Here is a 19,072-nt window from a genome sequence, read left to right on the forward strand (position 1 = left end):
ACTCAGGCCGAGGCCTTGTCGATATACTTCACGGCATCACCGACGGTCAGGATGGTCTCGGCGGCATCGTCCGGAATCTCGACGCCGAACTCTTCTTCGAACGCCATGACGAGTTCGACCGTGTCGAGGCTGTCCGCGCCCAGATCGTCGATGAAGCTCGCCTGCTCCGTCACCTTGTCGGCGTCGACGCCGAGATGCTCGATGACGATCTTCTTGACGCGCTCTGCGGTGTCACTCATTTGGGGCAATCCTCGTCTTAAGTTGTCTATCTTCGTTAGCGGGCGGAATGCCGCTAATCAAGCTGAAAGATGGTCTCGCGGGCAACGCACGCCACAGGACCGGTTTTTGCCCGAACCGCCGGGTTGCGGGCCGCATTACACGAAAAATGGCGGGCGTCCAAGCCGAAATGGCTGTTTTCACAGGCGCCCGCCCTTGCCTCAGATCATCGCCATGCCGCCGTTGACGTGAATGGTCTGGCCGGTCACGTAGGCCGCCTCGTTGGAGGCGAGATAGGCGACGGCCGACGCCACTTCAACGCTGGTGCCCATGCGCCTTGTCGGGATCGCGGCCATGATCGTCTCTTTCTGCTTGTCGTTGAGCTTGTCGGTCATGGCCGATTCGATGAAGCCCGGGGCGACGCAGTTGACGGTGATGTTGCGGGTGGCGATTTCCTGCGCAAGCGACTTGGAAAAGCCGATCATGCCGGCCTTGGATGCGCAGTAATTGGTCTGCCCGGGATTGCCGGTGACGCCGACCACCGAAGTGATGTTGATGATGCGGCCATGGCGGCGGCGCATCATGGGATGGGTGAGTTCGCGGGTCAGCCTGAACACGGCGGTGAGGTTGACCTCGATCACAGAATCCCAGTCGGCGTCCGACATGCGCACGAACAGGCCGTCCCTGGTGATGCCGGCATTGTTGACCAGGATATCGACGCCTTCGAGGTCGGCTTCAGCCTTCTGTCCGAGCGCCTTGACCGCGTCGCGGTTGGTCAGGTCCGCCGGAAACAGTTTTACGCGGTCGCCGAGCTCGCCAGCCAGGGCTTCCAGCTTCTCCACACGGGTGCCGTGCAGGCCGACGATAGCGCCCCGGCTGTGCAGCACCCTAGCGATCGCTTCGCCGATGCCCCCTGTTGCGCCGGTGACGAGCGCCTTGCGGCCGGTCAGTTCGAACATTTTCTCAACCTCATTTTTCCGAATGCGCCGCGGGCGATCCCGGTTCCGTATACGTCAAATCATCCAGGCCATGCCAGAAATCTTCGGTCTCAGGACATCCTCGTCATCGCGCCGAATGCGTTCCACAATCTCAGCTGCAATGCGATAGTGCTCCTCCATGTGCTCGGTTTTGCTTCGACCAATCTTCGAAGGAGACATTCGACACCTCCGGTAACGTTCGAGCGATCCTCAGCCAAGCGCCGCCAGCGCCGCCTCGACTTCCGCCGCAGTGCCGATGGCGCCGGTGGCGATGTCGCGGTTGATGCGGCGCGCCAGGCCCGACAGCACCTTGCCGGCGCCGACCTCGTAAAGCGTCGCGACGCCGTTGGCGCCGAACCACTCCACCGTCTCGCGCCAGCGCACGCGGCCGGTCACCTGCGCGACCAGGCGGCGAACGATCTCATCAGGGTCGCTGGTCGGCGTCACCGTCACGTTGGAGACGACCGGAACCACCGGCGCCTGCTTCGCCACACCCACCAGCGCCTCGCGCATGATATCGGCCGCCGGCGCCATCAGCGCCGAGTGGAAAGGAGCGGAAACCTGCAGCATCAGCGCCCGCTTGGCGCCCTTTTCGGTGCACAGCTTCGCCGCCAGCTCGACCGCCGCCTTGGCGCCTGAAATCACCAACTGGCCGCCGCCATTGTCGTTGGCGACCTGGCAGACGGAGCCTTTGGCCGCTTCCGCGCATGCCGCTTCGACATCGGCCTGCTCGAGACCGATGATGGCGGCCATGGCGCCCTCGCCGGCCGGCACCGCCGCCTGCATGGCGTTGCCGCGGGTCCGAAGCAGCCGCGCGGCGTCCCCGACCGAAACGAAGCCGGCCGCCGCAAGCGCCGAATATTCGCCGAGCGAATGACCGGCCACATAGGCCACCTTGTCCTTCAGCGAGAAGCCGCGCGCTTCAAGCGCCCGCATCGCCGCCAGCGACACCGACATCAGCGCCGGCTGGGCGTTGGCGGTCAGTGTCAGCGTCTCTTCCGGTCCTTCCCAGATGAGTTTCGACAGTTTTTCGCCGAGTGCGGCGTCCACTTCCTCGAAGACGCGGCGCGCTTCGGGGAATGCATCGGCGAGGTCCTTGCCCATGCCGACGGCCTGGCTGCCCTGTCCCGGAAAGGTGAATGCGACGGCCATTTTGGGTCTCTCCAGAGGCTGGTTTTTCCCTGCCTCTGGCGCAAGGCGCACAGCCAAGTCAAGCCCGCCGGCGCCTCTTCAGCCAGCATTTCAGCCGGAAAACCCAGCTGACTCCCTGTTCCGAAAGGCTTTTTGGCGATCACACCTGATGAAAACCGCTCACGTTTAGTTTGCTGGCTCTTCTTATTTCCGCCACAGGCGCTAGCTTTGCGTGACATTTCGATGACAGAAGCGTGACGGGCCTGGAAGGCGTGTCGCGTTGGCCGGGGGAAGTAGAGTGGCAAGGATCAGAAAAGGCGCGGCCAAGCCCGTGCCGCAGTTTTTGGAAGACGATCCGTCCACCGGCTACCTGCCGGGACGGGCCTGGCCGACCGTGCGCTACGGCCTGACGACGCTTCTCGTCTCCGCCCTGCTCGTATTCGCGATCGAGTTGATCGTGCGCGGCGATTTCTTCGGCACGGTCGATTTCTTCCTGCAGCCGTTCAAGCCGGGCTGGACCACCATCATCGTCTTTGCCCTGGTGCTGGTCGGGCTGGACGCCATATTCGGGCGCAGCCACCAGAGCCTGATGATCGTGGCGCCGCTGACGCTGGCGCTGGCCTTTGTCGGCCACCAGAAATCGCACTATCTCGGCGATCCGCTCTATCCGACGGATTTCCTGTTCGCCCGCCAGATCGTGGCGCTGATGCCGCTTCTGGTGCGCGAGCGGCCATGGACGGCCGTCATGCTGGCGGTTGGCATCGTCGGCGGGCTGACGCTGCTTGTCTACGGCTGGCGGACCTGGCGCAGGCGGGTGCCGATCCTCAGCCGCAAAGGCCGCCTGGCGCGGCTGGCGCTTGCCGTGCCGCTGCTCGCCTTCTTCGTCTCGATCATGGACTATGCCACCTTCTCGTGGACGCGCGACCGGCTGCAGATCATCCCGATCATGTGGGACCAGAAGGAAAACTACGCCTCCAACGGCTTTGCGCTGGCTTTCGCGATGAACGTGCCGATGGCGCATGTCTCGGCGCCGCCCGGCTACACCGAAAAGGCGATGGCCGCGATCCAGCGTCCCGACGTCGCCGCTTCGGTGCCGGACGAGAAGCCGGATATCGTGGTGGTGATGAGCGAATCCTTCTGGGATCCGACGCAGTTGCCCGGCGTCACCATCAAGCCCGACCCGATCCCGACAGTGCGCGCCTTGCGCTCCGGCTCGATGTTCTCTCCCGAATTCGGCGGCATGACCGCCAATATCGAGTTCGAGGCGCTGACCGGCTTTTCCAACGCCTTCCTGCCGGCGGGCTCGATCCCCTATCAGCAATATGTGCGCACCCCGACCCCGTCGCTGGCGACCTTCCTGAAGAGCGAAGGTTACTATGCGCGTGCCATCCATCCTGGCACCAACTGGTTCTGGAACCGCGGCGCGGTCTATGCCGATTTCGGCTTCAAGGACTTCAAGTCTGAAGAGACGCTGCCGCCGATGGAAAAGCGCGGCCCGCTTGCCTCCGACGCGGCAATGACCGACGAGATCATCCGCGAGGCCGATGCCAGCGACGACCCGGTGTTCTTTTTTGCGGTCAGCCTGCAGAACCATGGGCCTTACGAGCCTTACCGCTACAGCAACCCGACGCATTCGGTCGATGCGCCGATCAGCTCCTGGGCGCGGGAATCGCTGCTCTCCTATGCCGAAGGCTCGGCCGACGCCGACCATGGCCTTAAGCGCCTGATCGACTGGGCGAAGGCGCGCCGGCGGCCGACGATCATCGCCTTCTTCGGCGACCATCTGCCGCCGCTGGGACCGGTCTATGTCGAGACGGGCTATCTCAAGGACAATGTCGCGCCGCGCAGGGAGCCTAACGCCGGCGCCGCGATCGAGCATCACGACACGCCGCTGGTCATCTGGTCGAACCGCTCCGGTCCGGTGCAGAACCTGGGCTCGGTAAGCCCGGCCTTCCTGCCCTACCATATCCTGACCACCGCGGGCATCACCCACCCCTATTACACCGGTTTCCTCGGCGCGCTGCGCGAACACTACCGGGTGGTCGACCGCAACCTGCTCCTGTCGCCCTCGGGCGAAGCGACGCCGGACTGGGCGAGGCAGAAGCAGATCGACCCGAAGATCAACGATTTCCGGCTCATCCAATACGACATAATGTTCGGCAAGCGCCGCTCGGCGCCCGACTTCTTTCCCGAAACGGTGGACAAGCTCGTCGCGCATACGAGCTGAGGCGGCGGCAGTCAAAGCTGATCACAGCCATCCCGGCCATGGCGGGAAGCGATGCTCCAATTCCGGAGCCTCGGAAGGTTTCGTCGCCGCAATCTGGACGTCAAAAGCCTGGAAGGGGCTGGGTCTTTCCACTCAGTCGCGCGCCAATCGTCAAAGCCGCCGGAAAACTCTTGATCACGGCGCGCATGGCTGTCGCGCCACCTGGCCCAAGCGCTATCCGGGCAATCAAGGCCGCGGCACGCAGACGCGTCGAGAATTGCCGACGCCATTCGCGTTCGTAGCGATGACCGGCGGCGTCGCGGCCCTCGTGACCTTTGCCCGTTGCGATCAGTTCTCGTGCAAGCAGCCAGCCCGATTGCAGCGCCATCGAAATCCCCTCGGCGATGACGGGATGCGACTCACCTGCGATGTTGCCGACGCGGAAGATGCCCTGATCGTAGCCGGCCCGGATACCGGGATGAATCGGTCCCGCAGCCAGCCAGGGGCCATCCAATTCGGCACCGGCCAGCACAGTTGCTACGCCTCGGCACGAGGCCAGGACATGGCGCGATACCGCATCCGCCGCCGCAAGATTTCCAAAGTGCTGGCGAAGCCCGGATAGAACATCGCGGCGGATGCAGCAGGAGATTGAAACCCGGCCATGGTCCGCCGTCACCATTCCACCATATCCGCCTGGGAATACGAGCAGCGGCATCAGGTCGGGCGCCAGCGCGGCGCCGGTAAAATGCGCCTTGAACCCGAAAAGGTCGGAAGGTTGGCTCGTTCTTTCAAGCTGGCTCGGGAGTTTCCCGCTTTCCCAGGATCCGTGCGCGGCAATGATGACAGGTGCGCTGAGGACCTTCTGTTGCTGACCCGACTCCACAGTCACAAATTGCAAGTCATCGCGCCGACGAATCGCGATCGCCTTGCAAGGCTGGAGAATTTCGACGCCCGCACGTTCGGCGACCTGCAGCAGGATGGTATCCAAACGATCGCGGCCGAGCGCGCGGCCAAGACCCGTCCTGGCGGTCGGCATTCGGGCCTGCGCAGAGACATCGCCCGAAAAGAACCCGACCCGACGTATTTCGGGCCCGGCTTCCGCGCGCCAGCTTTCGCCAACGCCCAACTGATCGAGCAAGGCAAGGCTGGTGCCTGACATAAACTCGCCGCAGACCTTTCGGCGAGGAAATGGCACCTTCTCCACCATTGCCACCGACCAACCCCGTTGGGCGAGCGCAATGGCGGTGGAGCTGCCGGCAGGGCCGGCGCCGATGACAATTGCGTCATGCATCATTTCGTGTCGGGCATGCTGCCACCGACAAAACCTTGCGTGAACAGGCCTCTGCGGCCCTCAATCACAGGCGTTCCACCTGACAGTTGCCACAATTGTGAAAGTTCCGTGCCGCGAAAACCGGCGCGGACACTTTGCGCCGCATCGTTCAGCGTTACTGCGCAAGCGCCGATCAATCGCAGGAACCGTGTCGCCACAAGTGGCACCTTGGCTCTCAATGGCTCCGTCGCGACGAGTGTCGGGGCCATCGTCATGATCCGAGAAAATAGCTCCAGCAGGCGCATGTCATCGAAGTGATGGAGGATAAGGTTGGCGCAAACAAGGTCGAAGGGCCTGTCCTGTGTCCAATCGAACAGATCTGCAGTTACGGGTTGCGCCCGCCAACCCAGTTCAGCGAAAGAGTTGCGCAAGTCCTCGCCTATCAGGCCGATCCTGTCGACCATGACGATCTCGACGTCGGGCCAATAGCGCGCCATCAGCCGCGCCACCGTCAGCATGAACTTTCCGTCGCCGGCGCCTATTTCGAGGATGCGCAGCGGTGGCTTTTGCACATTCGCTCGCATCAGCGATGCCATGATCCTGGCCTGGAACATCAACGCATTGATGCGAACGAGGTCGCGACGGGATGCAATCGCACGGGAATCATCGGCCGGGAGGCCGTCAAGGAGTTCTGGCTCTAGATGCCGGATGTTTATGTCGGTCATGCGCTGGATCGGAAATCTAGGGCCTCGGCGGGCAATCCGGCAATAGAATTCGGTCGTACCTTCATGGCCGCGCGCACTGTTCATCGCGGAACTCGCATGTGAACTCAACCCGGATGGCGAAGCGAAGGTCGGTCCCTTCATGCAAGATCGGAGGCTGATATCACAGTTTGCTAATGAGAAATATCGGCGCCGCGCAATAAAATGCCCTATGCAGGCGTTTACCTTATGAACGCTTCCCCAATACGCAGACCTCTTATGAGACCCGATTGGGCTCATTCTCGGAGCTATCTTGTCCCCTCAAGCGTATCTGAATGGCATTGCCACGTGTGTTCCCGAACACGACGTGCATCACTTCTTCCTCGGCTATGGAGCCTCGCTGCTTGAAAACGATGCGCAAAGCCTTGCGCTCTTCGAGCGGATGGTCGCTCTGGCCGGGATCGAACATCGCTATTCCTGCTTTGCGCCTGCCGACGATCCGCACGGCGGGGCAATAGACCGCGACGGCACCTCGGTCAAAGGCTCGTTCGCCAGCACCGCAATCCGTATGCGGATGTACGAAGCCGCCGCGCCGGAGCTCGCGCAAAAGGCCGTCGACAAACTTCTGACCAACGACGACCGCTCGCTGATCACGCATTTGATCGTGACAAGTTGCACCGGCTTTTCAGCGCCTGGCATCGACCTGGAGCTGGTGCAGCGATGCGGCCTGTCGACGTCGGTCGAGCGTACCATCGTCGGCTTCATGGGATGCCATGCCGCCATCAATGCCCTGAAGCTTTCACGCCACATCGTGCGCTCGGATCCGAGCGCACGCGTGCTGGTCGTCAACATCGAATTGTGCACGCTGCATCTCAAGGAAGCCACGAAGCTCGAGAAGCTGATCTCGTTCTGCCTATGGGGCGACGGTTGCGCGGCCTCGCTGGTGACGGCCGAACCGCATGGCATCCTGCTCGAAAGCTTCCACGCCATCGTGGCGGCGGAGCGCAAGGAGCTGATGAGCTGGCACATCCGCGACGACGGGTTCGACATGGTGCTGTCCGGCCAGGTTCCCGGCGCCGTCCGGGAGACGCTGCGCAACGAGCATCCGGCCATCCTCGGCGGCAGGCCCGCCAAGGAGATCGATTTGTGGGCGGTGCATCCTGGCGGCCGCTCGGTGCTCGACGCAGTCGAGCGGGCATTCAAACTGGAGCCGACCGCGCTAGCAGCATCGCGCGAAGTGCTCCGGCGATACGGCAACATGTCGTCAGCAACCGTGATGTTCGTGATGGCCGAAATGCTGAAGGAGCCGTCGGGCCTGCTCGGCTGCGGCATGGCGTTCGGGCCCGGATTGACGACAGAGACCATGATGTTCCGGACTGCCTGATGAAGTCGAACATTATCCGGCACCGGGTCCGTGCTTTCGCAGCCCGCTGGCTGGTGCCCTACTTGCCGTATCCGCACTTCATGTGCGTGGCGCCGCTTGACGCCGTATTGCGGGTCTTGTGGCGCGCGGAAGGCCAGTTCCCTCCCGCTTACTGGCCACGCCTGGTGCTCCTGCTCCTGCTTTCCGGCATCAACACGATCGCCTCCCTGCCGGAGCGCCTGATCCTCGCAGCATGGCTGCGGCTGCGGCCTCCCCGGATGGAGCGGGACAACGCGCCCGTGTTCGTCCTTGGTTACTTCCGATCCGGGACGACGTTTTTGCAGAACCTGCTGGCAGCAGACCCAAGTTTGAGATCGCCGAGCTGGCCGCAGGTCCTAGCGCCTCAGACATTCGTCCTTGGCTGGGCTCTCCTGCGCACCCTTTTCGTGCCCTTGCTGCCGTTGACGCGCCTCGACGCGGTCGTGCCGGTGGGCGCCAGGCTGCCGGCCGAGGACGACTTCGCATTGAACAATCTGGGTGGGATGTCGATCCTGGCTGGACGCGCCGTGCTTCCCGGCCGGCAAGCCTTCTTCAATCGATATCACGATCTCGACGCGCTTTCGGCGGACGAGCTGAGCCGCTGGCGCTCACATCAATTCGCATTCGTCCAGAAGCTCACTCTCGTCGCAGGCGGGCGGCGACTTCTGCTCAAGTCGCCGAGCCATACGGCTCGCGTCCGCACCCTGCTGGAACTGTTCCCGGGCGCCAAGTTTGTCCACATCTCCCGTTCGCCGGAAGCGGTATTCCGGTCCAACATCTTTCTGGTGCGAGAATTGCAACGGGCATTCGCCCTGCAGTCGCCGCTGCCCGAGGACGAGCAGGAGGAGATCATCACGCGCGATTATCTCGCGACGGAGATGCACTATCTGGCAGATAGAGCCCGGATTCCAGCCGCCGACTTCGCAGAGGTACGACTACAGGATCTCATTGCCGACCCGATGGGCGAGATGAAGCGGATCTACCGCGAACTGGACCTGCCATTTTCCCGCGGCTGCGAGGAGCGCATGCTGCAGGTCGCCGCGACATTTGGCAAACAGCTGCGCAACCGCCATCCCGACCTGACGGAAGGGCAGAAAGCGCGCGTAGCCCGCCTCGAACCGCTCGCTTCCAGCTTCGGGGATGCGCCTGCGCTGGCTCGCGAGACGCTCAATATTGACAGTCAACCGCGCATTGGGTGACATGGGATGATGACGGCAGGCCTATGGTCGCAGACAAGTTGGGCAGCTTTGGCGCGGCTGCTCGTTGTCCCTTTGTTGCTCGCCATCTGCGCCTCACCGCTATCGGCATCTGCCGATGAGCAGAGCGATGCTGCCAAGCTGGTTGAGACCGTGCGCCAGGCGGCGATTGTGCTTGGGCACGGTGGACCCGCCAAGGCGCAGCTGCATTCGATCTCCGCTGCCTTCGACGGAAAGGGGATCGCCCAGGCCGTGCTCGGGGCGCATTGGCGCAGCGCCAGTGCGGACGACCGCGCCGCCGTGGTCGATGCGCTGCTTTATGCCATCGCCCACAGGCTGGCCGACAAGCTCGAGCGGACGCAGGACAAGAGTTTCACCGTGCTCGGCACAAAGGCCCTGGCCAACGGCGACATCCTCGTGCGTAGCGAATTCCGCCGGCCGCTCCACGGCCCGACCTCCGTGGACTGGCGTGTGCGCCACTGCCGCGGACAATTGTGCATCGGCGATGTCTTTGTCGACGGCGGCTCGGTGACCGTGCAGCAGCGGGATCGCATTGGCCAGCTGCTCGCCGGCAATGGCGGCTCGATCCCCGCGCTTGTCGCCGATCTCAGGAAAGGCCGAGTATGATTCCTCGCCGGTGCTTATGTCCGCCCTCGTCGAATTGAGCAATGTCGGTCGCGACTTCGACGGCGGCCGCATTGTCGCCGTTGAGGATGTGTCGCTGGCGATCGGGACCAACGAGACCGTCGCCATTGTCGGCCGCAGTGGCAGCGGCAAGTCCACAATCCTGAACCTTATCTGCGGGCTCGACCGGCCGACCCGCGGCGAAGTCCGGTTCGAAGGACGGGCCGTCAATGGAAGGGCTGCCTGGGCAGCCGTCCGGGCCAGCAGGATCGGTATCGTTTTCCAGAATTTCTCCCTGCTCCAGTCCTTGTCGGCGCGCGAGAACATCGAGGTGGCGCTGTTGGGAAACCTCGGCGGAGCGCGGCAGCGCAGCGTTCGCGCGCTGGAACTGCTGGCGCATTTCGGTCTTGCCGATCGCGCTACGCTGCGGCCGGCCGAGCTTTCCGGCGGCGAACGCCAGCGGCTTGCAATTGCGCGGGCGCTTGGCAACCGTCCGAAGCTTCTCCTTGCGGACGAGCCGACAGGAAGCCTCGACGTGCAGACGGGCCAATCGGTCATGGGCATCATCGGCGATGCGCATCGCGAGTTCGGCACCGCAGTGATTGTGGTGACCCATGACGAGGACGTGGCCGCATTGTGCGGCCGGCGCGTCGAGATCTCGGACGGACGCATCCGTTCGGACAGCCGAATGGCGGCGATGTCGGCGTCTGCGCCGGCTTCGCGGATCCGCTAAGCCATGACAGAGCTGACACTTCCCCTGCGCGGTCTCATTGCGCGTCCGCTTCGCACCCTGCTCACGGTGCTCGGCATCGCTTTGGCGGTCGCGGGTTTTGTCGCACTTACCGGCCTGACCGCCGGCGTCCAGCGATCGTTTGCATCGGGAATCGATGAGAACGGCGCGGACCTGGTGGTAAGCCAGCGCAGCTCGTTCAACCTGGTGAGCAGCACCGTGCCCAGGTCGCTAGGCCCGGCGCTTTCCGCTGTGCCTGACGTCGAGGCCGTGTCGGGCGTTCTCCTCAACATCACCACCGCCGACGAGGACGCGAATATCGTGATGGCCGGCTGGCCGAGCGGCAGCTTCCTATGGAAAGGCGTGCCCCTCGTGGCGGGGCGAATCCCCGCGCCGGGAGACCAGTGGCCGGTGGTCCTTGGCCAATCCATTGCCAGCGCATTGGGCAAGCGGGTCGGCGAAACCGTCGAGCTGCAGTTCCAACTCTATCAGATCGTCGGCATCGCGTCGTTCTCGTCCATGCTGAACCAGAACAGCGCCATCGTTCCGCTCGAAGGGCTGCAGCAACTCCTGTCGCGGGAGGATGTGTTCACTCTGTTCGAGGTGAGATTGAAGCGCCCGCTCGACAACAACGACATCGCTGTTGCCCGCACCCGGCTTGTCGCAGCCGCACCGGGGTTCGAGGTGGGCGACACCGAGCAGTTTGCCAACAGCATTCGCATCTTCGATCTGCTTCAGGCGATTGCCCGGACTATTTCACTGGTTGTCATGATGATGGCCTCTGTCGCCGTTGCCAACACACTTCTGATGGCCGTGAACGAACGGACGTTCGAGATTGGGGTGCTCGCAGCACTGGGCTGGTCACCGGGGCGGATTCTTCGGCTCATTCTCATCGAAGGCGTTTTCATGAGCGCAGCCGGCGGCGTCATCGGTATTATTCTCGGCGCCCTTGCCATGGAATTGGCGGCGAAGACAAAGTTCGCGGCGGGCCTGATCGTCCCTTATTTTTCAGGCTGGTCGATCGCGCAGGCGCTGATCTTCGTCTTCATCGCCGGGCCGCTCGGCGCGCTCTACCCTGCTTGGCGCGCCACGCGCCTTCTCCCCGCTGAAGCGCTCCGCAGGCTCTGACGCGACTTGCCTTGTCGGTCGGGAGGGCGTTCCGGTGCCGATGGCGCCGGCAAGAGCATCGACCTATCCGGCGGAAGCCTGGCTCTGTTCGCCGGACAGGCGCACAGAAGCGACCGGTATACGAGCGTTCCCGTGCCGCGCCGCCCACCCTCGTCAGTTGGTAAGCTGCAGCCTGGAGAACTTGTTGGCGATGGTCCGGAAGACGTTGGGCAGCTTGGCCGGGTCCTCGACGGCGTAATAGTCGCTCGGGTCGGAAGCGCAGGCGCTGTAGAGCGAACGATTAGCCGCCGTGTCGGCCTGCAGCACCATGGTGTAGATCTGCACGCCCTGGCTCTTCAGCTGTGTGCAGACATCCTTGGTCCAGCCGTCGACATTGCGCGCCGCCGTCGTCTGGTTGCTCGAACCGAAACGGCCGCTGGCGAGGTAGCCATAGGAAGTGTAGTCCGATTTCTGCGGCGTGTTTGAGGCGCCGTAGACGACGTTCTCGCCATCGGTCAAAAGCATCACCACCTTTGTGACGCCCGCCGTCTTATAGGGGGCGGCGTCGGTGTAGGGTGGCTGCGGCGACAGCACCCGCTGGCCCCAGCTCAAGCCCTCCGACACGTTGGTGCCGGAGCCGTTCCATTCGCTCATCTGGCTTGCCGCTAAGCGCAGCTTGTCGAAGTCGTCGGTCAGGGGAATGATCGGCGTCGGGCAGGCGCGGTTGGGGCCGATGGTGATCGTGCTGCCGGTCTCGGTGATCAGCTTGGTGGTCGAGGCGACATATTTTCCGATGATCTTCAGATCGGCGCTGAGCAGCGCGTTGACCAGGCCGGTAACGAGGCCACTGAGGTCGATGCCCAGAATGTTCTGATTGAGTTTGCTGTTGTCGATCGCGTCGTCGAGATAGGAATTGTTGTAGCCGGTCGACGAATTGCCATAGGAGGACGACGGCCTCTTGGCGATGTCGGGATCGTCCGGTGCGAAGTAGGGCACGAACAGCGTGTCGGGTTTCGTCGGGTCCGGCGGCGTATCGGAAATGTTCAAGGCGCCGGGCCGCGCCTCGACGCAGCCCTTCCAGCCCGTGTTGCTCCATCCGCTCTTCTGGCCGAGCTGCTTGAACAGCGCCATATGGTTCGGCCGCTTGCCGTCGATGACCGGAAAGTTGACGCCGTTGGTGGACGACTTGCCGTCCATATCGATCCAGGACGGATCGAATTCGGGGCCATTGACGTTGACGGCGGTGACGAAGGGAACCAGCGAGGCCCGCACGGACCGGGTCGGCGACTTGACCGCCTCGAGATAATCGAGCAGCGACTTGGACGCGGTCCGGAGCGCGGTGATACGCGCGCCGGCCATTGAGCCGGTGTTGTCGAGCACCAGCACCACTTCGAGCTGATTGTTCGATTCAACCGCCGAAGCGTCGACGCTGATATGCTTTTCGGCGCCAAACAGGAACGCGAAGTTGAGATTGACGTCGGCCGAGGCCGTGGCCCTGGTCTTGACGAAGTTGACGCCCCTGTCGACGGTGAGCGTGGCCTTGGGGTTGGAGAGTTCGCCGTGGCTGGCGACATTGGCCTGGAAATAGCTGTTGAAGGCATCATTGCGCGTCGTCTCGGCGTCGCCCAGATGCGAGGAGGCGAGGTTCGCGGCGTCCAGCGCGTTCTGCAGATTGCTTTTTGCCCGCATCAGGGTGGAGACGTCGGTGGCAAACGCCACCGCGCCCAGCATGGCGGGCACGCCCACCGCCAGCATCAACGAGAAATTGCCGCGCCTTGAGCGCCAAAACTGCCTGAGAAGCATTCCCGACCCCTGGAATTGCCCGATGGAATTGCCGGATTTTCCGCCGCGATGCGGCCCGGGTGCTTCTCATGCGCCTTTCATGATAAACGGGTCGTTACAACCCGCCACAACCTGATGGGGTGGTTAAAGCCCGATTACTGGAAATCGATCTAATCGGGCAACGGCCGGCGTCTTCCGAAACTGCGGCGCCTTCTCCCGCCATGCAGGGAACTCCAGACTTTGGCCAGTGCCTCAGTCTGAAATTGAACCCGTCGCTCGCGGTGCAAAGAAGCACGTCCATCTCATTCGATATCTGCCTACGCGAAATGTCGGGTAGAGATTTTCGCAGATATAATACTGGTCATCCGGCGCTGCCTGCACGCGGTTCCATGGAATGAACCACTCGCCTGTAGGCGGATCGTTCCGAGAGTAAGGCTCGGGTTGCTTAACGTAATAGCCCTGCCTGGCATATCTGACATCGCTTGACGCGACAGGACGGCAATCATGATCGTCGCAGCATTTGAGATTAAGAACAGGATCAGTCTTGCCCGAATACCAGCTATGGGCGTTGGCGTCGCCCACCAAGATAAGACATGTAAAGGCGATACGCCGTTGCAGCCGCCCCATAGAATTCAGACCCTCACATTTTGCCTATAGCATATTACGGATGGCTAACGTTTTTACTGAGGTCGCATTGATGGGCGCATAGGTCCGATCGGCTGCCGTCACTCGGCAACTCGCTTTTGCAGGACCGCGCGTTCCCGGCTTCGGCAACAGCCCCCGCTTAAGGCTGAGGCATTACGTGGCCTTGCCTTCGCTGGAAATTACTATATAGACCCCCGCAATCTGCCGGTCCTTGCTGGGGGCTGAACGGAGGGCCGTGGTCATCAAAGACCCCGACACGAAGCCAGAAGCGCTTCCAGCCTCCCGTGTCTCCGCTCTCGACCGTCTCGTGATGCTCCTTTCTTCCCCGCGCCTTGGCGACCGGGTCAGACAAGTTGCAGAGGCTTAGCCGCGAGGGCCGGTGAGAGAAACGAAGAAAGGCAGAAAGACATAATGGCTCTTTACGAACATGTGTTTCTTGCCCGGCAGGACCTGTCGCAGCAGCAGGTTGACGCGCTTGTCGAACAGTACAAGGGCGTCATCACGGCGAATGGCGGATCGGTCGGCCGGATCGAGAACTGGGGACTGAAGTCCCTCACCTACCGGGTCAAGAAGAACCGGAAGGCTTACTACACGCTGATGGACATCACCTGCCCGCCGGCCGCGCTCAACGAAATGGAGCGCCAGATGGGCCTGTCGGAAGACGTCCTTCGCTTCCTCACCGTCAAGGTGGAAGCGCATGAGGAAGGCGTCTCGGCGATGATGCAGAAGCGCGAAGAGCGCTCCGAGCGCGGCGGCTTCGGCGACCGCGACCGTGGGCCGCGTTCCTTCGGCGACCGTGATCGCGGCGATCGTCCGCCGCGCAGCTTCGGTGGCGACCGCGATGGCGGTGGCGATCGTGGTCCGCGCCGTCCGCGCGAAGGCTTTGAAGGAGCTGCAGAATAATGGTCGACATCAACCAGATCCCGACCCGGCGTCCGTTCCATCGCCGCCGCAAGACCTGCCCGTTCTCCGGCGCCAACGCGCCCAAGATCGACTACAAGGACGTGCGTCTCCTTCAGCGCTATATTTCCGAGCGCGGCAAGATCGTGCCCTCGCGCATCACCGCCGTCAGCCAGAAGAAGCAGCGCGAACTCGCCAAGGCGATCAAGCGCGCCCGCTTCCTCGGCCTGCTGCCCTACGTGGTTCGCTGATATTTCGAGCGGGCGGTTCGCCGCCCGCTCTTTTCACCGGCGCGACGGGCGTGTCGGATTGAGCATCAAATCCCGAGTTGGGGCCAATTGCCTCTAACTGCCCAGACAGGCAGGACAGCGACAAGAGCGGCTATGCCGCACCAAGCTTCCTGACCTGTTCCAGATCATCGCGCCAGTCTTTCGGCCGGCGCCAACCGAAGGAACGAAACCATGGAAGTCATTCTCCTCGAGCGCATTTCCCGCCTCGGCCAGATGGGCGAGACCGTCAAGGTCAAGGACGGGTTCGCCCGCAATTTCCTGCTGCCGCAAGGCAAGGCGCTGCGCGCCAACGAAGCCAACAAGAAGAAGTTCGAGGGCCAGCGCGCCCAGCTCGAAGCCCGCAACCTGGAGCGTAAGTCGGAAGCCACGCAGGTCGCCGAGAAGCTCGACGGCAAGAGCTTCATCGTCGTGCGCTCGGCCGGCGAGACCGGCCAGCTCTACGGCTCGGTGTCGACGCGCGACATCGCCGATCTGCTGATCGCCGAAGGCTTCACCGTCAACCGCAACCAGATCGAGCTCAACCAGCCGATCAAGACCATCGGCCTCTCCAATGTGGCGATCGCGCTGCATCCGGAAGTCGAGGTCACGGTGACCCTCAACGTCGCCCGTTCGGCCGACGAGGCGGAGCGCCAGTCCAAGGGCGAGATGCTGACCACAGCCGAAGCCATCTATGGCGACGACATCAACGACAACGCCCGGCCGGAGAATTTCTTCGACCCGAACGCCGAATTCGAAGGCGGCGAAGAGAACGCCTGATTTTCGGGGTCTGACCGGCACATCCTCCGAAGCGTCGCTTCGGTTCGCAGGCGTCCAGGATTTCTGGACCAACGCCCGGGTCTCCGACCCGGGCTTTTTTGTGCCAAAAGGAACTTTTCGACACCCTATATCTTGTGCACATTACAGCGTGGCGCGTCGATTGGACGCGGGCGACGCGCTGAGGCATTTCGATCTGGCATTCCAGTCCGATTACCGGGTGATCCGACTGAGGGGACATTTGGTCATGAATATCCTGTTGAAACACGTTCTCGAACGCCTGGTTCGGGTCGGCGACCTCAAGGTGACCGGCCCAAAGGGCACGACGCACAAATTCGGTGACGGCAGCGGCGAGCCGGTGCGGATCCACATCAAGACCACACATGCCGAGCGTGCCATAAGTTTCGACCCGATGCTGGCCGTGCCTGAAGCCTATATGGACGGCGAGCTGGATATTCCCGAGGGCGGCGTTCTTGGGCTGATGCGCATCGCTTTCCAGAACATGGGCTCGAGCGGCATCGACGTGTCGTGGTCGAAGGCGATCGAGGGGCTGCGCCACGCCTTCCGCCGGCTGCAGCAGATCAATACGGCAACGCGCTCGCGCCGCAACGTGCAGCGCCATTACGATCTCTCCGGCGAGCTCTACAAGCTCTTCCTCGACGAGGACATGCAATATTCCTGCGCCTATTTCGAGCAGCCGGACATGACGCTGGACGAAGCGCAGGCCGCCAAGAAACGCCATATCGCCGCCAAGCTCCGGCTCAAGGCAGGCCAGACCGTGCTCGACATCGGCTCCGGCTGGGGCGGCCTCGGCCTCTATCTCGCCAAAGCTTTCGACGTCGACGTGCAGGGCGTCACGCTGTCCACCGAACAGCATGGTGTCGCCACCGACCGCGCCCACGCGCTGGGCCTCCAGGACCGGGTGCATTTCGAGCTCAAAGACTACCGCGCGCTGAACGAACGCTTCGACCGGATCGTCTCGGTCGGCATGTTCGAGCATGTCGGCGTCAACCACTACCGCACCTTCTTCGACAAGGCCTCAACTCTGCTCAAGCCGGACGGGGTGATGCTGCTGCACACGATCGGCCGTTCCGGCGTGCCGTGGGCGACCAGCGCCTTCGTCCGCAAATACATCTTCCCAGGCGGCTACATCCCGGCGATGTCGGAGGTGATGCCGGCGATCGAGAAATCGGGCCTCGTCGTCACCGACATCGAAATCCTGCGGCTGCACTATGCCGACACGCTCAAGCACTGGGGCGAGCGCTTCGCCGCCAACCGCGACAAGGCCAAGGCGATCTATGACGAACGCTTCTGTCGCATGTGGGAATTCTATCTCGCCGCGTCGGAGGCCGCCTTCCGCTGGCAGGACCTGGTGATCTTCCAGTTCCAGCTCGCCAAGGTGAACGACACGCTGCCGGTGACGCGCGACTACATGGCCAAATGCGAGAAAGCCCTGGAGCTGCGCGATATCGGCCATCAGGAGCCGGCGACGCCGGCCCCCTCCAAGCCGGCCCGCCGCAAGAAGGTGGAATAGACACGCATTGCCGCTTGCCATCGCGGCCTGACGCCATGAAAAAGGTCTCGTTCGCGAGACCTTTTTCATGACCTATCTCATCTACGTCGCAGCCGCGCTTGCCGAAATCGCCGGCTGCTTTTCCTTCTGGGCGTGGTGGCGGCTGGAAAAGTCGGCGCTCTGGCTTCTCCCCGGCCTCGTCTCGCTGACACTGTTCGCCTTGCTGCTGTCGCTGGCCGACACGGATGCGGCGGGCCGCGCCTACGCCGCCTATGGCGGCATCTACATCGCCGCTTCGCTCGGCTGGCTGTGGCTGGTCGAAGGCGTGCGCCCCGACCGCTGGGATCTGGCCGGCGCTGCGCTCTGCATCGCCGGGGCCTCGGTCATCCTTCTTGCGCCGCGGGGAGCCTGAGATGGAACTGCCCGCCCCGTTCCGGCAAGGCGTCGACAGCTTGCTCGAGGGGGTGCCGCTGCCGGCGCTGAAACAGGCCGCAAAGACGCTTTCCGAACGCTACCGCGCCGAGCTGCGCGACGGCCGCCTGCACATGGGCGAGGAGATGGCGGTCAAGGCCTATCTGGCGACTCGGCTGCCCGCCACCTATGCCGCCGTGCGCGCCAGCCTCGAGGCGTTGAGCGAGGCCCGCCCCGACTTTCGGCCGGCGAGCCTGCTCGACATCGGCGCCGGACCTGGCACCATGCTTTGGGCCACGACTGACGCCTGGCCTACGCTGGAACGGGCGGTGCTGGTCGAGGCAAGCGCTGCCGTGCGCAAGGTCGGCCAGTCGCTCGCGGAAGGCGCAATTACCGCCCGCGCGGACTGGATCGCCGGTGACGCGACGATCGGTCTCGACGGCATCATGCCCGCCGATCTCGTCAGCGCCGCCTATATGCTGGACGAGATCGTGCCTCTGTCGCTGCCGAAGCTCATCGACCGCCTCTGGCGGCTCACGGCCGACACGCTCATCTTCGTCGAGCCCGGCACGCCCGCCGGCTGGCGGCGCATCCTTGAGGCACGGCAACAGCTGATCGAGGCGGGAGCGCACCTGCTGGCGCCATGCCCGCATGCGGTGCCCTGCCCGCTCACGCCGCCCGACTGGTGCCATTTCGCACGCCGCGTCGCGCGTTCGCGCCTGCATCGTCTCGTCAAGGAAGCCGAAGTGCCGTGGGAAGACGAGAAATTCATTTACCTCGCCGCTTCCCGGCAGCCGGCGCCGGCGCGCGCCGCACGGGTGATCGCGCCGCCTAAAGGCGGCTCCGGCAAGGTGATGCTGAAACTGTGTCGGCCTGACGGCAGCGCCGGCGAGCGCCTGTTCAGCAAGCGCGACGGCGATGTCTTCAAGACGGCGCGGCGGGCTGACTGGGGCGACACGCTGGACTGAGCTGCGGAGGCCGACGGCACCGCGTCGTCGAACCACTGAACGCCTGGCAGGCGCGCCCCCATGCGATCTTGCTCGACGAAAATGTTCTTGCTTTGTTCGGCGACCGCCGATAGGAATCACGGCTTGCCGAGTCAAATGGAATCGGGCCACCGGAATACTGTCCTGTGGATGGTTTGCTGATCCTGTGAACATTGGGCATCAAGCTGGTTGGACCGAGGAGTGTTGCAGAAAGGTCAGCACCGAATCTTCC

The 19,072-nt window shown here is 63.3% G+C and carries 18 protein-coding genes; 12 read left to right on the top strand and 6 right to left on the bottom strand.

Annotated features, from left to right (window positions below):
* Positions 1–2 precede the first annotated feature (2 nt).
* The 3 genes from FJW10_RS14970 to fabD form a co-directional block, all read right to left on the bottom strand.
* Entirely contained in the window at positions 3–239 is a 237-nt protein-coding gene (locus tag FJW10_RS14970; protein ID WP_006203723.1) for an acyl carrier protein, read from the bottom strand.
* A gap of 198 nt (positions 240–437) precedes the next feature.
* Positions 438–1,175, bottom strand: a complete 738-nt coding sequence (gene fabG, locus FJW10_RS14975; RefSeq protein ID WP_140900681.1) for a 3-oxoacyl-[acyl-carrier-protein] reductase — start codon at positions 1,173–1,175, stop codon at positions 438–440.
* A 228-nt stretch (positions 1,176–1,403) separates the two neighbouring features.
* On the bottom strand, positions 1,404–2,345 hold the full coding sequence (gene fabD / locus FJW10_RS14980; protein WP_140900682.1) for an ACP S-malonyltransferase: 942 nt from the start codon (positions 2,343–2,345) through the stop codon (positions 1,404–1,406).
* Between the two features lie 277 nt (positions 2,346–2,622).
* Between fabD and FJW10_RS14985 the strand changes: the two genes are divergently transcribed.
* Positions 2,623–4,551 carry an LTA synthase family protein gene (locus tag FJW10_RS14985; RefSeq protein WP_140900683.1) on the top strand — a complete coding sequence of 643 codons (1,929 nt, stop codon included), beginning with the start codon at positions 2,623–2,625 and terminating at the stop codon, positions 4,549–4,551.
* 100 nt (positions 4,552–4,651) lie between these two features.
* On the opposite strand, the gene FJW10_RS14990 is transcribed toward FJW10_RS14985, so the two are convergent.
* Both FJW10_RS14990 and FJW10_RS14995 read right to left on the bottom strand, forming a co-directional pair.
* Positions 4,652–5,824 (bottom strand): NAD(P)/FAD-dependent oxidoreductase, encoded by a 1,173-nt coding sequence (locus FJW10_RS14990; RefSeq protein ID WP_140900684.1) that lies wholly within the window; start codon positions 5,822–5,824, stop codon positions 4,652–4,654.
* Positions 5,821–6,525: a class I SAM-dependent methyltransferase gene (locus tag FJW10_RS14995; RefSeq protein WP_140900685.1), complete on the bottom strand. Its 705-nt coding sequence runs from the start codon at positions 6,523–6,525 to the stop codon at positions 5,821–5,823. Before FJW10_RS14995 ends, FJW10_RS14990 begins: the two co-directional genes overlap by 4 nt.
* Positions 6,526–6,814: 289 nt before the next feature.
* Here FJW10_RS14995 and FJW10_RS15000 point away from each other — a divergent pair, with 289 nt between their 5' ends.
* Genes FJW10_RS15000 through FJW10_RS15020 form a run of 5 tightly spaced genes read left to right on the top strand, consistent with a single transcriptional unit; the run spans position 6,815 to position 11,581 of the window.
* Positions 6,815–7,885, top strand: coding sequence for a type III polyketide synthase (locus FJW10_RS15000; protein ID WP_140900686.1), 1,071 nt, complete (start codon positions 6,815–6,817; stop codon positions 7,883–7,885).
* Positions 7,885–9,102, top strand: coding sequence for a sulfotransferase (locus FJW10_RS15005; protein WP_140900687.1), 1,218 nt, complete (start codon positions 7,885–7,887; stop codon positions 9,100–9,102). The genes FJW10_RS15000 and FJW10_RS15005 overlap by 1 nt, the downstream gene beginning before the upstream one ends.
* 48 nt (positions 9,103–9,150) lie before the next feature.
* The gene (locus FJW10_RS15010; protein ID WP_181177541.1) at positions 9,151–9,726 is read left to right on the top strand and encodes an ABC transporter substrate-binding protein; all 576 of its coding nucleotides are present in this window, start codon (positions 9,151–9,153) and stop codon (positions 9,724–9,726) included.
* 16 nt (positions 9,727–9,742) lie between these two features.
* Positions 9,743–10,456, top strand: a complete 714-nt coding sequence (locus FJW10_RS15015) for an ABC transporter ATP-binding protein (RefSeq protein ID WP_140900775.1) — start codon at positions 9,743–9,745, stop codon at positions 10,454–10,456.
* 3 nt (positions 10,457–10,459) lie between these two features.
* A complete protein-coding gene (locus FJW10_RS15020; RefSeq protein WP_140900689.1) occupies positions 10,460–11,581 on the top strand; it encodes an ABC transporter permease in 1,122 nt (373 codons plus the stop codon).
* Positions 11,582–11,734: 153 nt separating this feature from the next.
* On the opposite strand, the gene FJW10_RS15025 is transcribed toward FJW10_RS15020, so the two are convergent.
* Complete coding sequence (locus FJW10_RS15025; RefSeq protein WP_140900690.1) at positions 11,735–13,363, bottom strand: pilus assembly protein; 1,629 nt, start codon at positions 13,361–13,363, stop codon at positions 11,735–11,737.
* 1,035 nt (positions 13,364–14,398) lie between these two features.
* Between FJW10_RS15025 and rpsF the strand changes: the two genes are divergently transcribed.
* From rpsF to FJW10_RS15055, 6 genes are all read left to right on the top strand, one after another.
* Positions 14,399–14,890 carry a 30S ribosomal protein S6 gene (gene rpsF / locus FJW10_RS15030; RefSeq protein ID WP_140900691.1) on the top strand — a complete coding sequence of 164 codons (492 nt, stop codon included), beginning with the start codon at positions 14,399–14,401 and terminating at the stop codon, positions 14,888–14,890.
* Positions 14,890–15,138, top strand: coding sequence for a 30S ribosomal protein S18 (gene rpsR / locus FJW10_RS15035; RefSeq protein WP_006203718.1), 249 nt, complete (start codon positions 14,890–14,892; stop codon positions 15,136–15,138). The genes rpsF and rpsR overlap by 1 nt, the downstream gene beginning before the upstream one ends.
* A gap of 210 nt (positions 15,139–15,348) precedes the next feature.
* Positions 15,349–15,933: a 50S ribosomal protein L9 gene (rplI, locus tag FJW10_RS15040; protein WP_140651782.1), complete on the top strand. Its 585-nt coding sequence runs from the start codon at positions 15,349–15,351 to the stop codon at positions 15,931–15,933.
* A 244-nt stretch (positions 15,934–16,177) separates the two neighbouring features.
* Positions 16,178–17,464, top strand: coding sequence for a cyclopropane-fatty-acyl-phospholipid synthase family protein (locus FJW10_RS15045; RefSeq protein WP_140900692.1), 1,287 nt, complete (start codon positions 16,178–16,180; stop codon positions 17,462–17,464).
* A gap of 67 nt (positions 17,465–17,531) precedes the next feature.
* The gene (locus FJW10_RS15050; RefSeq protein ID WP_140831250.1) at positions 17,532–17,855 is read left to right on the top strand and encodes a YnfA family protein; all 324 of its coding nucleotides are present in this window, start codon (positions 17,532–17,534) and stop codon (positions 17,853–17,855) included.
* 1 nt (position 17,856) lies between these two features.
* Positions 17,857–18,822, top strand: a complete 966-nt coding sequence (locus FJW10_RS15055) for a small ribosomal subunit Rsm22 family protein (RefSeq protein ID WP_140900693.1) — start codon at positions 17,857–17,859, stop codon at positions 18,820–18,822.
* The last annotated feature ends 250 nt before the right edge of the window (positions 18,823–19,072 follow it).

Source organism: Mesorhizobium sp. B4-1-1, from assembly GCF_006439375.1.
Lineage (GTDB): Bacteria > Pseudomonadota > Alphaproteobacteria > Rhizobiales > Rhizobiaceae > Mesorhizobium.